Source organism: Arthrobacter sp. MOO21 (assembly GCF_057369995.2).
The window spans coordinates 721,742-736,452 of the sequence record NZ_CM170671.2; the positions used below are offsets into that span (position 1 = coordinate 721,742).

Below are 14,711 nucleotides of genomic sequence, written 5' to 3' on the forward strand. Positions count from 1 at the left end.
GCCGCACCGCGCCGGTTGAAGTGCCGGTGCCGCCGCGGCTAGCGGGCAGCAAGGCGTCCCAGCAGCTGGTCCAGCCCGAAGCGCTCCTCCAGCTGCGCCCGGGTGAGCTGGCCGTGGTAGTGCTCCTCCAGCAGCGGCATGAGCTCGTACTTCCAGATCCGGCGCAGCCCGGCAGGTGTCTGGGCGGCCGGCTTCATGAAGTAGGACGGCCCGATCATCAGGTCGCGGTCCCACTCGTCGATGGCCCCGTTGAGGGCGTCCAGCAGCAGCGCCGGGGTGGGGTCCAGCCGGCGGGCCTGCAGGAAGCGGTGCAGGGATCCCTTGACGGGTTCGGTTTGCGGGTGCAGTTCGATGAAGGAGAAGCGGCGGCGGATGGCTGCGTCCATCATGGCGATGGACCGGTCCGCGGTGTTCATGGTGCCGATGATGTAGAGGTTGTCCGGCAGGGTGAAGGGCTCGTTGGGGCTGTACTGCAGGTAGATCCGGTCGTCCCGGTATTCCAGCAGGAAGTACAGCTCGCCGAAGACCTTGGCGAGGTTGGCCCGGTTCATCTCGTCGATGATGAGGAAGTACGGCTTCTTCTCGTTCCCCGGCTTGGCCGCTTCCTCCGCCAGGCGGCGCAGCGGGCCGGCCACGAGCTTGAAGGACACCTGGCCTTCGTCCGTCTTGTCCGGGCGGTAACCCTCGAAGAAGTCCTCATAGGCGTAGGACGGGTGGAACTGGACCAGCTTGACCCGCTCATCGGTGGTGTCGTCGGCGAGCTCGGCGGCGAGGTGCTTGGCCAGGTAGGTCTTGCCCGTGCCGGGCGGACCGTACAGGACCAGCTGGCGGTTCTCCTCCAGGAGGTCGGCGATCTCCTGCAGGGGTTCCAGCTCCATGTGCAGGGAGGCGGCGAATTCCGGCGTCAGGGCACGGAAGCCTTCCTGGGCAGGGAGGACGACGGCGGGGCCTTCCGCCTCCGCGTCCGGCTCGGTTTCCGCCTCGGCAGGCAGCAGCGCCTGCAGCGCCTGCACCACCCGCGTCACGTCCACCACGATGCCGGGGGTTGCAAGCTGGCGCTGGACGTGGCGGGGCAGGCTGGTGGTGGTGTGGCCGTCGTCGAACCAGCGCACCTTGCGCCGCAGCCGGCGGTTGTCATCGTTGTACTCGGGCTCCCCCAGGACGCCGCCAAGCCGCACGCTCCCGGCGTGCTGGTACAGCACCAGGTCCCCCGGCTTCATGACCGTCAGGAAGGCGAAGACCGCCGTCTTGGTGTCCTCGCGCTCCACATAGCCAAGGTGCTTGTAGTCCTCGTCCACGGCATGCTGGACCACGCCCGCCGTCACACCCGGGTCCAGGTGGCGGAGATGTTCGACGTCGAGGGTCACCTTCTCCTCGCCATGCCAGGCGGTCAGCAGCTCGGCGTGGTCGCTGTGCGTCCGGAGCAGCCAGGCCCGCCGCCCGGGGTCGCCCACCTTGCGCCACTGGCTGACGAGCTGGCGCGAGTACCAGTCGATGCGCTGGCCCGCCTGCTCGTCCAGGTGCAGCCTGATGCGGTGGATGTCGGCGGTGATGTCCTCTTCGCTGTCGCCGTTCGCTCCGCCCACCAGCGATGCGAAGGCGTCACGGATTTCCTGCCGTTCCACATCGGCCACCACCGGCTCGAAGTAGCTGGGCCAGGCCAGGAATTCGACGCTGCGTCGGATGGCCGGCTGGTCATCCGGGGTGGATGCGGCGAGGCGGTGGAACTGCAGCGGATCCTTGATGGCCGCCTGCACCACGTGGGCCGGCCGCTGGGCGACGTTCCGGACGAACCGGCAAAGCCACTTGAGGTGGTCCCAGATGGTCCAGTTGAATTCGGCGGTCCGGTCCCGGATGACGCCGTGGTCCGTCATGCCCGCGTACAGCTCTTCCGGCAGTTCCAGCGGCGGCTCCAGCCATCCCGCTGCCTCGGCCACGCGGGCCCGTTTGACCTTGAGGGACTTCACTTCGTGGGCAAGCGGAAGGGACTGCAGGAAGAGCAGTTCCACGGCAAGCTGCTTGGCCCCGCGGGATGCGCCCTCCAGGTTGTCCCGGAGGTTGGTCATCATGGGGGCCTTCGGGTCCGGGGTGCCCCGCTCCAGGCGGTCGAGCAGCTCCGCGGCCGCGGGGACCGACCACGTCCTGGTCCGGCCGTCCAGGGGCGACGCCTTTCCCTGGAGACCGGGTCCCAGCACGAACCACGCCGCGTCCTCAATCTCTTTGGAGATGCCCAGGGCACGGGTCATGGCAACAGTGGCGGTGGGGGTCATGCCCCCAAATTTACAGGGTCAAGCTGGACGCCCGCCAAAAGCCCCCGGGCGCCCTGCTGCCGGGCCGGGATGCTAGCTGGCCGAGGCGCGCTTGCGGCCGAAGATGAAGTACCCCATGGGCCCGACGAAATTGATGAAGGACGCCGCCCGCCACGCAGCCTTCGGCCCGTTGATCAGGGCGGCAGGCCGCCGGGAGATGTCGCGCTGCGCCGCCACCAGCAGTGACACCTGGACGATGCCCACCAGAATGGTGCCCACCTTGGACGACGTGGACATCTCCTTCCATGTCTTCTTCTTCCTGGCGGTCCGGGCCTTGTTCTTGTTCTTGGCCATCGGTTCTTCCTTTCGCTGTTGGAGGTACTTCCAGTCCAGTGTTGCCTGTCCGGTCTTGCCCAGAGTCTTAGTGCCTGTAGGGGGCCAACCGTTCCTTCTGCTCGCTTGTAAGCCGCTGCACCCGGCCCGTGGACTCGTCCACGAAGGCCAGGTGGCTGCTCGCCGTCACGCAGTCTTCACCCGTAACGGGGTCCTGGAGCAGGTAGTGGATATCGAAACTGGCACCCTTGACGGCACCGATCCACACCTGCGCCACCGCCGGAACGTTCCGGTACTCCAGGGTCCGGACGTACCGGATCTTGTGGTCCACCACCAGGGCCATGGTTCCCTCGGGGACGTCGTTGAAGAGCGACACCCGTGGCTCAACGCCCGGCAGCCCGGCTCCCCGTGGCGGACCGAACGCCGCGATGCGTGCCTCCTCCAGCATCCGGACGATCTGAACGTTGTTGATGTGGCCGTAGGCGTCCATGTCTCCCCAGCGCATCGGCACCAGGACTTCGATCCGTTTGCCCCCGTGCGCACTCAACTGCGAACCGCCGTCGAATCATCCACCACAGTTTCGCCGGCGTCCGCCCCGGCAAACTGCGACATGTAGAGGCGGTGGTAGGCGCCCCCGGCAGCGAGCAGCACCTGGTGGCTGCCCTGTTCAACGATCCGTCCGTTCTCCATAACCAGGATCGTATCGGCATCGCGGATGGTGGAGAGCCGGTGGGCGATCACAAAGCTCGTCCGGTCCGTGCGCAGGGCTGCCATGGCCTTCTGCACCAGCAGTTCGGTGCGGGTGTCAACGGAGCTGGTGGCCTCGTCGAGGATCAGCAGCGAAGGATTCGCCACGAAGGCCCGGGCGATGGTGATCAGCTGCTTCTCGCCGGCGCTGACGTTGTTTCCTTCTTCGTCGATCACCGTGTCATAGCCTTCGGGCAGTGCCCGGACGAAGCGGTCCACGAACGTGGCCTTCGCGGCCGCCATGACCTGCTCCCGGGTGGCGTCCAGGTTGCCGTACTGGATGTTGTCGTAGATGGATCCGCCAAAGAGCCACGCATCCTGCAGCACCATGCCCACCTTGGACCGCAGTTCCGAACGGCTCAGGTGGGTGATGTCGACGCCGTCCAGCCTGATGGACCCCGAATTCAGCTCATAGAAGCGCATGACCAGGTTCACCAGGGTGGTCTTTCCGGCACCCGTCGGCCCCACGATCGCCACGGTGTTCCCGGGTTCGGCAGTGAAGGACAGGTTCTCGATCAGCGGCTTGTCCGCCGTGTAGCTGAAGGTGACGTTGTTGAAGTCGACGTGCCCGTCTGTCTTGGCCGGGAGGTGCTCGGTGGCCGTTTCGTGGTCCTGCTCGTCGGCGTCGAGGAATTCGAAGACGCGCTCGGAGGACGCCACCCCGGACTGCAGCATGTTGGCCATGCCCGCCATCTGCCCCAGCGGCTGGGTGAACTCGCGGGAGTACTGGATGAACGCCGTGGCGTCGCCAAGGGACATGGCACCCGATGCCACCCGGAGGCCGCCGACCACCGCAATGCCCACGTAGCTGAGGTAGGACACGAACTGCATGACGGGGAAGATGATGCCCGAGACGAACTGCGCGCCGAAGCTTGCCTTGTAGAGGGCCTCGTTGCGTTCTTCGAACCGGGCCAGCATGTCCGCGTCGCGGCCGAAGACGCGGACCAGGTCGTGCCCGGAGAAGGACTCCTCGATCTGGCCGTTCAGGGCGCCGGTGTTCTTCCACTGCGCGGCGAAGAGCTTCTGGCTCCGCACCCCGATGAGCGCTGCGGCCACCCCGGACAGCGGAAGCGCGACCAGGGCGATCAAGGCCAGCTGCCAGGAGACGATGAACATCATGATCACGATGCCCGCCACGGTCAGCACGGAGTTGACCAGCTGCGCGAAGGCTTGTTGGAGCGCCTGCTGGATGTTGTCGACGTCGTTCGTGACCCGCGACAGGACGTCACCGCGCTGGCGGGTGTCGAAGTAGTTCAGCGGGAGCCGGTTCAGCTTGCTTTCCGTTTCGTCGCGCAGCCGCCTGATGACCTTCATGACGATGCGGTTCAGCACGTACCCCTGCAGCCACATGAAGATGTTGGCTACAAAGTACATGAGCAGGACCACGGCGATGAGCATGGTGAGCTTGTCGAAGTTGATGCCGGCGCCGGGCACCACCTCCATCCGCGACAGCATGTCCGCGAGGTTGTCCTGGCCCTGCTGGCGCAGGCCCGCGACGAACTGCTCCTTGCTGGCGCCGGCGGGCAGTTGTTTGCCCACGACTCCGGCGAAAATGACGTCCATGGCCTGGCCCAGGATTTTGGGCGCGATGACGTTCAGCACCACGGAGACGATCACCAGCTCGACCACCAGGGAGATGCCCAGCACCTCTGGGTTCAGGAGCCCCATCAGCCGCTTCGCGGAGGGCCAGAAGTGCTCCGCCTTCTTTGCGGGCATGGCACCGAACGCGCCGCCGTCGGCTTCAGTGGGCTGGAACTCCTCCTCGACGAAGTCGTCGTCCAGTACGGTTCCGCCCTGGGCCGGGTTGGCCGGAGCTGCCCCGGAATTGGGGGCGGAGTCCTTCCTTCGGGGGCTCATGCCACTTCCTCCACGCTCAGCTGGGACTCGACAATCTCCTGGTACGTGGGCGAGGTTTCCAGCAGTTCCTCGTGCGTGCCGCGGTCCACAATCCTGCCGTTGTCCAGCACCAGGATCTGGTCGGCGTCGGTGATGGTGGAAATCCGCTGGGCCACGATGATGACGGTGGCGTCGGCGGTGCTTCGCTTGAGGGCGGCGCGCAGCCGGGCGTCCGTGGCGACATCCAGGGCGGAGAAGGAGTCGTCGAAGAGGTAGACCCGGGGTTTGGTGACCAGCGCACGGGCGATGCAAAGGCGCTGCCGCTGGCCGCCGGAAACGTTGGTCCCGCCCTGGGCGATCCTGGAGTCCAGGCCGTTCTTCTTCTCGCGGACGAACGATGCGCCCTGGGCGATGTGCAGGGCGTCCCACAGTTCCTGGTCCGTCGCCTCGGTCTTGCCGAAGCGGAGGTTGTGCGCGATGGTGCCGGAGAACAGGTAGGGGCGCTGCGGCACCAAGGCAACCCGTTTGGTAATCCCGGCACGGTCCAGCCGGTCCACAGGAACACCGTCCAGAAGGACCTGCCCCTCCGCTGGGTCGTACAGCCGCGGCAGCAGGGACAACAGGGAGGTCTTGCCAGCGCCGGTGGATCCAATGATGGCGATGGTTTGGCCGGGACGGGCAGTGAAGCTGATGTTGCTGAGCACCGGGGATTCGGCGCCCGGGTAGGCGAAGGTGACGTTGCGGTACTCCACCACGCCGGCAAGCGCGGCCGGAGCCTCGGGATGCTGGGGGTCGTGGATGGAGGGCTCCACGGCGAGCACTTCGCCGATGCGGTCGGCGCAGACTGAGGCGCGCGGGATCATCATGGTCATGAAGGTGCCCATCATGACGGCCATCAGGATCTGCAGCAGGTACTGCAGGAACGCAGTCAGCGACCCCACCTGCATGGCGCCGGCGTCCACCCGCTGGCCGCCGAACCACAGAACCGCGGCGGTGGACAGGTGCAGGATCATGCTGATGGCCGGGAACATGAGGACGAACAGGGCGCCGATCCGGAGGGAGACATCCGTAAGTTCGCCGTTTGCTTCGCCGAAACGGCGGGTTTCGTACGGTTCCCGCACGAAGGCACGGACCACCCGGATACCGATGATCTGTTCGCGCAGCACGGCGTTGATCCGGTCGATCTTCTTCTGCATGGAGCGGAACAGCGGCATCAGCCGGACCACCAGGTAGCCCACAACCACCACCAGCAGCGGCACGGAAACCCACACCAGCCAGGACAAACTGATGTCCTCGCGCAGTGCCATGATGATGCCGCCGACGCACATGATGGGTGTGGCCACCATAAAGTTGAGCCCCATCAGCAGGAGCATCTGTACCTGCTGGACATCGTTGGTGCCGCGGGTGATCAGCGTGGGGGCACCGAAGGCGTTGACGTCCCTGGCCGAAAAGCTGGTGACCTTCCCGAACACGGCACGCCGGAGGTCCCGCCCCACCGCCATGGCGGTCCTGGATCCGAAGTAGACACCCGCGATGGCTGCGGCAAGCTGCGCGAAGGCCACCAGCAGCATCAGACCGCCGGTGCGCCAGATGAAGTCCGTGTCGCCGCGGGAGACCCCTTCGTCGATGATCCGGGCGTTCAGGCTGGGAAGGTACAGGGCCGCGATGGTGGACGCGAGCTGGAAAACGACGACAGCCAGGATGTACGGCAGATACGGTCTGGAGTACCGCCGTATGAGGGTGAGGAGCATGAGCTCCACTCTAGTGATGCCCACCGACAATGGATCCCCCAAAAAAGCCCCTCTCCTCGGCACCGGCGCGTCACCCTCGAGGCGGAAAAGCCGCAGCACCCGGCCCGGGTGGCGGGACGGGTGCTGCGGCGGGGTGGGGGCATGGACGCCCTCTTGGCGGCGGAGCCTAGGCTCCGTGGCCGTCGGGGCCGGGCTGGGCCGTCCCGGGCTGGGCCGTCGCTGGTTGGGCCGTCGCGGACTCGACCGTCGCCGGCTGGGCAGCGGCGCTGTGCTTGCCGTGGCCTGCGATGTAAAGGGCGGCGGCCGCCTGGATCTTGCGTTCCTTCAGGAGCTTGCGCTGCAGCCTCCTGAGCTCCGCCGCCGTGGCCGCCTGCTGCGCGGCGACGTCCTGCTGCGACCGCAACTGTTCCTGGATGTCCAGGACCAGGCCACCCAGGTCCGCCTGCTGGCGGGCCAGCAGTTGCTGGGTGTCCTGCAGTTTCTGCAGCGTGGCGGCGGCGCTGGCCACCGCGTCTGCGGCCTTGTCCACACTGCCGGCGGACCGGAGGTCCAGCCCCTCGGAATGGAAGCTGCGTGCGAAAGCCTCCTCGAGGTCGTCCGTGGCAACCCGGCCGGATGCGGCGGCAGCAGCGGCAGCGCCGCCGTCGTACATCTTTACCGGCGTGCCGGCAAGGGAGGTGGCACGTGCTGCGGAGACCGCCGGCAGCTGCCCGGTCATGGCGGTCATGCCGGCCTCGCCTGCGGCGTTGGCCTGCAGCGAGGCCTCGGGGGTAATGTCGACGGTCTTGCGCAGCGGCACTTCCTTGATGAAGATCACGGCGAGCAGGGCCACGACGCTGACAGCGGCGGAGATCATGAAGATCCCGGCGGTAGCGTCACCGTAGGCAGCGCGCATGACGTCGGCGATCGGTGCGGGCAGGTCCTTCAGGTCCATGGTGGCACCGCTGTTGCCGCCGGCCTGGAGGCCAAGCTTCGCGAGGCCGTCCGTGGCCAGGTCCTTGACATGGTTGGCCATGACGGCCCCCAGGACGGACACGCCGATGGCACCGCCCACCGAGCGGAAGAACGCAACGGAGGCGCTGGCGGAGCCGATGTCCTTGGCCTGGACGGTGTTCTGGACGGCGAGGACCAGGTTCTGCATCAGCATGCCCAGGCCGATGCCGAAGATGCCGGTGTAGAGGCCGGTCAGCCACAGCTCGGTGGTGTGGTCCATGGTTCCGGCGAGCGCCAGGCCGCCGATCAGCAGGATGGTGCCGCCGATCAGGAAGCGCTTCCACTTGCCGTAGCGGCTGATCAGCTGGCCGGAGGCGACCGAACCGACCAGGTTGCCGGCGATCATGGGCAGGGTCAGCAGGCCGGCCTCGGTGGGCGTGGCGCCGCGGGCCACCTGGTAGTACTGGCCCAGGAACGTGGAGGAGCCGAACATGGCCACGCCGACGGCCACGGAAGCGACGATGGCCAGGGCGGTGGTGCGTTCGGAGATGATCTTCAGCGGGATGATCGGCTGGGACACCTTGGATTCAACCAGCACCAGCAGTGCGAGCAGGAGGACGCCGCCGCCCACCATCGCTGCGGTCTGCCAGGACCACCAGTCGTAGTAGTCGGCCTTGCCGGCGAAGGAAACCCAGACCAGGAGCAGGCTGACCCCGGAGGTAAGCAGGATCGCACCGAGCCAGTCGATCTTGGCGGGCCGCTTGACGTGCGGGACCTTCAGCGTGACCTGGAGCAGGATCAGGGCGACGACGGCGAGCGGGACGCAGACAAAGAAGGTCCAGCGCCAGCCGAGCGAGCTGTCCACGATGAAGCCGCCCAGCAGCGGGCCGCCGGCGGTGCCGACCGCCATCACGGCCCCCATATAGCCGGAGTACTTGCCGCGTTCACGCGGCGGGATGATGGACCCGATGATGGCCTGCGCCAGCGCCGTGAGGCCACCCATGGCGATGCCCTGGATCACGCGGGCGGTGAGCAGGAACGGGATGTTTTCGGAGAAGCCGGCCATGACGGAGCCGGCAACGAAGATCACGATGCTGAGCTGGACCAGGAACTTCTTGTCGAAGAGGTCGGCGAGCTTGCCCCAGATGGGGGTGGTGGCCGCGTTGGCCAGAAGCGCAGCGGTGATGACCCAGGCGAAGTCCGTCTGGGTGCCCTTGAGCTCGGACATGATGGTGGGCAGCGCGTTGGCAACGATGGTGCTGCTCAGGATCGCGGTGAAGAAGGCGGCGAGCAGGCCGGTCAGGGCCTCCATGATCTGCCGGTGGTTCATCGGGGCGCCGGGTTCGTGGCGCTTGGACTGCCGCGACTCCTGGTGCGCGGCGCGTTCGTGCCGTCGCTCCTGTCCGTGTTCCGCGGCGGCGGTGACGTTAGCCATTAATGGACTCCTGCGGTTGGTCTTCGTTGGTGGTTCCGGCCGCCCTTGCCCGGATGGAATTCTTCAGGGATGAGGTGAGTTTGCTCAGCATGGCCGCCGTTGCGGCGGCGTCGTCCTCGTTCCAGTCGGAGAGGTACGCCTGCAGCGTCTCCGCCCGGTGGCGCACCAGTTCCGCGAGCTTCGCCTTGCCCCGTGGTGACAGGGCCAGGAGCTGCGCCCTGCCGTCATCTGGGTCCGGCCTGCGGACCACCAGGCCCGCGTCCGCGAGCTCGGCCACGTGCCGGCTAAGCACCGGCGGACTGACCCCCAGGCGCTCGGCCAGGTGCGCGGCCCGGGTCTCCCCCTCGCCAATGAACCTGAGCACGCCCTGGAGGGCGATGCCGGTGTCCTGGCCCTTGACGTTGATCATGGTGACGCAGCGCAGCGCGCGCTGGAGGTCATAGATGTGGCTGACGAGGTCGGCTGCGGTGGCCGGTGCGACAGACATGGCCCTCCCTAAAGAATTAGTTGCTGAAAGCAACTGTATCAGGGAAAAGGTTGCTTAGGGAAACGAAGTTACTGGGAGGCTGCCGGTTAAACGGCGAAGTCCCCCACTTCCGACGGGAGGTGAGGGAGTACTGCCGCAGCAGGGTGCTTAGTCGCCCAGGTGGGTGGGTTCGAACATCCTTAGGAGGGTTTCCACCACGACGACGCTTGGCCCTTCGGCGGCGAACCCCGCCTTGAGCGCGTCCCCCACGTCCCCGGGGGCCACCCTCGTGGCCGGGACGCCGAAGGATTCGGCGAGCTTGACGAAGTCCGGCCGGGCGAGCTCCGTGGCCGTGGCCTTGCCAAAGGCACCCACCATGTATTCGCGCAGGATGCCGTAGCCGCCGTCGTCGACGATCAGCCAGGTGACCGGCACGTTGTGCTGTTTCGCCGTGGCCAGTTCGGCGATGGAGTACATGGACGAGCCGTCACCGGAGACCGCCAGCACCCGGGCGGGTTTTCCCAGCGTTTCCAGCCCCACGGCCGCGCCGATGGCCCCGGGAAAGGCGAAGCCCAGGCCGCCGGCGCCCTGGGCCGAGTGGAACTGACCCTCACGCGCATCCCAGCAGGACCAGCCCCAGTAGGCGGCGATGGTCATGTCCCAGAACGTCTGCATGCCCGCGGGGACGGCCTCACGGATATCCGCCATGAACTTCAGTTCCTTGCCCAGGTCCTGCGACTCGAGCCTGGCCCGGACCTTCGCCAGGGATTCCTTCACCAGCTGCTGCGGCGTGGATCCATGCCAGTTCGGGCTCGCGCTCCGCACCGGCAGGGCCTCATCAAGGGCCGCGAGCGCCTGGCCGGCGTCGGCGCGGATCCCCAGGCCCGGACGGTTGGATTCCAGGACCCGCGGCTCGGCGTCGATCTGGATGATCCTGCCCCGCGGTTCGAAGGTGAAGTAGTTGGAGGTGACCTCGCCCAGGGATGAACCCACCACCACCAGCACATCGGCATCTTCGAGGACGTCGGTCATGTACCGGTCCTCGATCCACGACTGCAGCGACAGCTCGTGGTTCCAGGGGAAGGCGCCGTTGCCGCCCGGGGTGCAGATCACCGGCGCCTGCAGTTTCTCCGCAATCGAGAGCAGCGACTTTTCGGCGCGTCCGCGGCGGGTGCCGCCGCCGGCAATGATCGCCGGACGCTCCGCCGACTCCAGCCATTTAACGGCTTCTCGGACCAGTTCCACCCGCGGCGGATTGTCTGCCGCCTCCGCCAGGGCGTCCTCCACAGGCGGAACCATAATCGGGTCCAGCAGGACATTCTGCGGGATCTCCAGCCACACTGGGCCCTGCGGCGAGGAGATCGCCTCCGTCCAGGCGTCCTGGATGGCCGAGGGAATGCCGGACGCGTGCTGGATCAGCCGCTGGCTCTTGGTCACGTTCGCCGCCGAAGCCTTCTGGTCATCCAGTTGGTGCAGCATGCCCTTGCGCCGGGCCCCCAGGCCTTCCAGCGGGATCTGGCTCGCCACCACCACCATCGGCACGCCCGTGGCGTAGGCCTCCTGCAGCCCGGCCAGCGACGTCAGCGCGCCGGGGCCGGTGGACAGGAACAGAACGCCAACCTCGCCCGTGGCGCGGGAGTAGCCGTCAGCAGCGAAGGCGCTGTTGTTCTCCACCCGGGACGAGACAAAGTGCAGCTTGCCCCGGCCCATCGCATCGAAAAGTCCCAGGGCGTGCTGGCCCGGGATGCCAAAGACGGTTTTCGCGCCGAGCGCTTCCAAGGTTTCGACGACGAGGTCCCCGCCATTGCGGACGCCCGCTTCCTTGGGGGCCGGGGTACCCGGGCCGTGGTCAGCCACGGCGCTACTCCTTGGTGGCGGCCGCGAAGCCTGCCGGCTGGCGGACCTCATGGCCCAGGGCCTGTGCCTGGTACCCCGTATCGGCACCGAACCGGCTGCCGGGCGTTGCATTGTCCGCCATCAGGGTGACCAGTTCGTAGGCGACGTGGCTGGCGGCAACGCCGGTGATTTCGGCGTGGTCGTAGGCCGGGGATACTTCCACGACGTCGGCGCCCACCAGGTTCATGCCGCGGAACCCCCGGATAATCTCGAGGAGTTCGCGGCTGGTGATGCCGCCTGCTTCAGGGGTGCCGGTGCCCGGCGCGTGGGCCGGATCCAGGACGTCGATGTCCACGGAGATGTACAGGGGCCGGTTGCCGATGCGGTCCCGGACCTTGGCCACCGTCTCAAGGACGCCCTGGTAGTAGACGTCCGCGGAGGTGACGATGCCGAACCCAAAGCGGTGGTCGTCGTCGAGATCCTTCTTGCCATACAGCGGGCCGCGGGTACCGATGTGGCTGATGGCCTCGGTGTCCAGGATGCCCTCCTCGACGGCGCGGCGGAAGGGGGTGCCGTGCGTGTACTCGGCACCGAAGTAGGTGTCCCAGGTGTCGAGGTGGGCGTCGAAGTGGAGCATGGCGATGGGTCCGCCTGCGCGTTCGGCCGCGGCGCGCAGCAGGGGAAGCGCGATGGTGTGGTCCCCGCCCAGGGTCAGCAGCTTGCTCCCGGCAGCCGTGAGGTCCAGGGCGTTCTGCTGGATGGTCTCGATGGCTTCGTTGATGTTGAAGGGGTTGACCGCCATGTCCCCGGCGTCGGCCACCTGGATGTTTTCAAAGGGGCTCACGTCCCAGGCCGGGTTGTAGGGGCGCAGCAGCCGGCTCGCCTCGCGGACGTGGTTGGCGCCGAAACGGGCACCTGGCCGGTAGGAAACGCCGGAATCGAAGGGGACGCCGACCACCGTGACGTCCGCCTTGTCCACCTGGTCAAGGCGCGGAAGACGTGCATACGTGGCGGCTCCGGCATAGCGGGGAATCCGGGATGAATCGATGGGGCCAAGGTTGCCGTTGGCTTCGATGCGCAGCTCTTCCAATGGAGGCGCCTCCTTCGAGGAGTTGGGAACGGTTGTGACTGCCATCATACACCCGGGTTTTCTAATGAGAATCAACTGTTTACCTGCCGCCTTCAGCTTGCTGCGTTCCTGCCCAGTTACTCCCTGGGCCGCGCCGACTCAGCTTTCCCGCGCCGCGATTTTCCGGCATTGCTGCCGTCGCGACCCGGCGGCACGGAAAAGCAACTGGGAGGGAACGCACGAAGCCCCTCAAGGAGTTGTCCACATAGGGCCCGTGCATCGTTCCTGGTGTCCCCCGCGCGGCCTCCAATGGCGTGATGGACATCATTGATTACCTGAAACAGGCCGGTGGCGTGGCCCGCTCCGCGCAACTCCTCAACGCCGGGTTCCCCCGCCGGGAGCTCCTGCGCCTCCAGGAGTACGGCGCCTCCCAACCCAGGCGCGGGGTCTTCGTCCTGCCCGAGTGCGACGAAGGAATCCTCGGGGCAGTCTTGAACAACGGGAGGCTGAGTTGTGCCAGCGCTGCTGCCCATTACGGACTCTGGCTGCGCAAACCTCCCGCCCGGCTTCACCTCGCCTGCAATCACGGCCACGGCAGCGGTTTCGTCCGGCACCGCACCATCCGATTCCAAGGGCATCCGCATTTGCCAGTGGCCGCAGTCGAGGATGTGGCACTTCACGCTTTGGGATGCCTACCGGCCCCGGCCTCCACCGCAATGGCGACCTCGGCCATCAGATTGCACGGCGTGCCGCGGGAACTGCTCGCATCCCAGCTCCTGGCTGACCGGTCCGGGACCGCCAGACGCGTCTTATGGGAACTCGACATTCGTGCGGAATCCATCGTTGAGGTCGACCTTCAGCACCTGTTCCGGAAACACGGGATCGAGTACGCGTCGCAGGTCTTCCTGCCTGGGATCGGCCGGGTGGACTTCCTGCTGGGCGGCTTCTTGATTGTGGAGGTTGACGGCTTCGCATTCCACTCCAAGCGCGGGGACATGCTCCGCGACCGGGAGCGCAACAATGCCTCCGCCGTCAGCGGCTACGCAGTCCTGCGCTACATGCCGGAGCACATCTGGTTCAATTCCGGCCAGGTGATATCGGAAATCAGGACTGTCCTGGCGGCAGGGCAACGCAAACCGGGCCAGTGATTGTGCAGTCCAGCCCAGTTACTCCCACGCGAATGCACTGCGTCCTGCGGAATCCCGGGAAGGCGGGCGGCTCCCCGATGGGGACGACCAAAGGTAACTGGGCTGGAATGCACGCCAGAAGGGTCAACGGCTGGCGGCGGGCACCAGGACCCACAGCACCTCGACGGGCTTGTCGGTTGGGTTGACCCAGGTGTGCGGCTCGCGGCCGGGGAAGGTCACCGTGTCCCCCGCGCCGAGGTCGTATTCCTCGTTGGTGAGGATCAGCTTGATGGATCCCTTGACCACATGCAGCACATCCACGTCGCAGTCCACGGCATAAAGCTCCGACTCGCCGCGGCCGTGCGGTTCGATGACAGCCTGGATGATCTGGACCCGGCGCTCCGAGCGGGCGGTGAGCAACCGCTCCACGATCCCCTCGCCACCGAGGGAGATGCGGGGGCCGTCGTTCCGCCGGGTGAGGTGGGTTTCAGGCGCGGCGAAGAGATCGCCAATGGAGATGGACAGGACCTGGCACAGGGTCACCAGGGACGCCACGGACGGCGAGGTCAGGTCCCGCTCCACCCGGCTGAGGAATCCTTTGGTCAGCCCGGTGGCATCGGCAACCTGTTCAATGGTGAGCCGTTGCGACTGCCGGGCGGCCCGGATCCTGGAGCCAATGGCTACGGGAACATTGCTCGGCTCAACTGGCAGTGCCTTCATCTACGAACCTTTCATGGGCCGGCAGCCCGGCTGCGCTCTCGAGCCATCCTAATCGGCGGCCGGATTGTGACGCGCGCATGCCACGGGAGCCACCAGGTCCTTGACTGTTACTGGCGTCACACCCTAGTCTTTGGAAACTCCTGTTGCCTATAAGGCAAATCAGGACTCCTTCCTCCCGTCAAGAGCGACGGATTCAGGACGCGCCCCCG

11 protein-coding genes are annotated in these 14,711 nt (G+C 66.7%); 1 reads left to right on the forward strand and 10 read right to left on the reverse strand.

Going from position 1 to position 14,711, the window contains the following annotated elements; genetic code table 11:
- Nucleotides 1-38: 38 nt before the first annotated feature.
- From AC2JAJ_RS03265 to speB, 9 genes are all read right to left on the reverse strand, one after another.
- Entirely contained in the window at nt 39-2,270 is a 2,232-nt protein-coding gene (locus AC2JAJ_RS03265; protein WP_221387070.1) for an McrB family protein, read from the reverse strand.
- Nucleotides 2,271-2,342: 72 nt separating this feature from the next.
- Nucleotides 2,343-2,603 (reverse strand): PLDc N-terminal domain-containing protein, encoded by a 261-nt coding sequence (locus tag AC2JAJ_RS03270; protein WP_486414273.1) that lies wholly within the window; start codon nt 2,601-2,603, stop codon nt 2,343-2,345.
- A 67-nt stretch (nt 2,604-2,670) separates the two neighbouring features.
- On the reverse strand, nt 2,671-3,087 hold the full coding sequence (locus AC2JAJ_RS03275) for an acyl-CoA thioesterase (protein ID WP_221387194.1): 417 nt from the start codon (nt 3,085-3,087) through the stop codon (nt 2,671-2,673).
- A 38-nt stretch (nt 3,088-3,125) separates the two neighbouring features.
- On the reverse strand, nt 3,126-5,186 hold the full coding sequence (locus AC2JAJ_RS03280; RefSeq protein ID WP_486414272.1) for an ABC transporter ATP-binding protein: 2,061 nt from the start codon (nt 5,184-5,186) through the stop codon (nt 3,126-3,128).
- The gene (locus AC2JAJ_RS03285) at nt 5,183-6,916 is read right to left on the reverse strand and encodes an ABC transporter ATP-binding protein (protein WP_486414271.1); all 1,734 of its coding nucleotides are present in this window, start codon (nt 6,914-6,916) and stop codon (nt 5,183-5,185) included. Before AC2JAJ_RS03285 ends, AC2JAJ_RS03280 begins: the two co-directional genes overlap by 4 nt.
- Nucleotides 6,917-7,082: 166 nt before the next feature.
- Nucleotides 7,083-9,284: an MDR family MFS transporter gene (locus AC2JAJ_RS03290; protein ID WP_486414270.1), complete on the reverse strand. Its 2,202-nt coding sequence runs from the start codon at nt 9,282-9,284 to the stop codon at nt 7,083-7,085.
- Nucleotides 9,277-9,771 carry a MarR family winged helix-turn-helix transcriptional regulator gene (locus AC2JAJ_RS03295; protein ID WP_473693770.1) on the reverse strand — a complete coding sequence of 165 codons (495 nt, stop codon included), beginning with the start codon at nt 9,769-9,771 and terminating at the stop codon, nt 9,277-9,279. The genes AC2JAJ_RS03290 and AC2JAJ_RS03295 overlap by 8 nt, the downstream gene beginning before the upstream one ends.
- 147 nt (nt 9,772-9,918) lie before the next feature.
- A complete protein-coding gene (locus tag AC2JAJ_RS03300) occupies nt 9,919-11,607 on the reverse strand; it encodes a thiamine pyrophosphate-binding protein (protein ID WP_486414269.1) in 1,689 nt (562 codons plus the stop codon).
- Nucleotides 11,608-11,611: 4 nt separating this feature from the next.
- Nucleotides 11,612-12,676 (reverse strand): agmatinase, encoded by a 1,065-nt coding sequence (speB, locus tag AC2JAJ_RS03305; RefSeq protein ID WP_221387196.1) that lies wholly within the window; start codon nt 12,674-12,676, stop codon nt 11,612-11,614.
- Between the two features lie 296 nt (nt 12,677-12,972).
- On the opposite strand from speB, the gene AC2JAJ_RS03310 reads away from it, so the two are divergent.
- The gene (locus AC2JAJ_RS03310) at nt 12,973-13,803 is read left to right on the forward strand and encodes a DUF559 domain-containing protein (protein ID WP_486414268.1); all 831 of its coding nucleotides are present in this window, start codon (nt 12,973-12,975) and stop codon (nt 13,801-13,803) included.
- 123 nt (nt 13,804-13,926) lie between these two features.
- On the opposite strand, the gene AC2JAJ_RS03315 is transcribed toward AC2JAJ_RS03310, so the two are convergent.
- On the reverse strand, nt 13,927-14,502 hold the full coding sequence (locus tag AC2JAJ_RS03315) for a helix-turn-helix domain-containing protein (RefSeq protein WP_221387077.1): 576 nt from the start codon (nt 14,500-14,502) through the stop codon (nt 13,927-13,929).
- Nucleotides 14,503-14,711 lie beyond the last annotated feature (209 nt).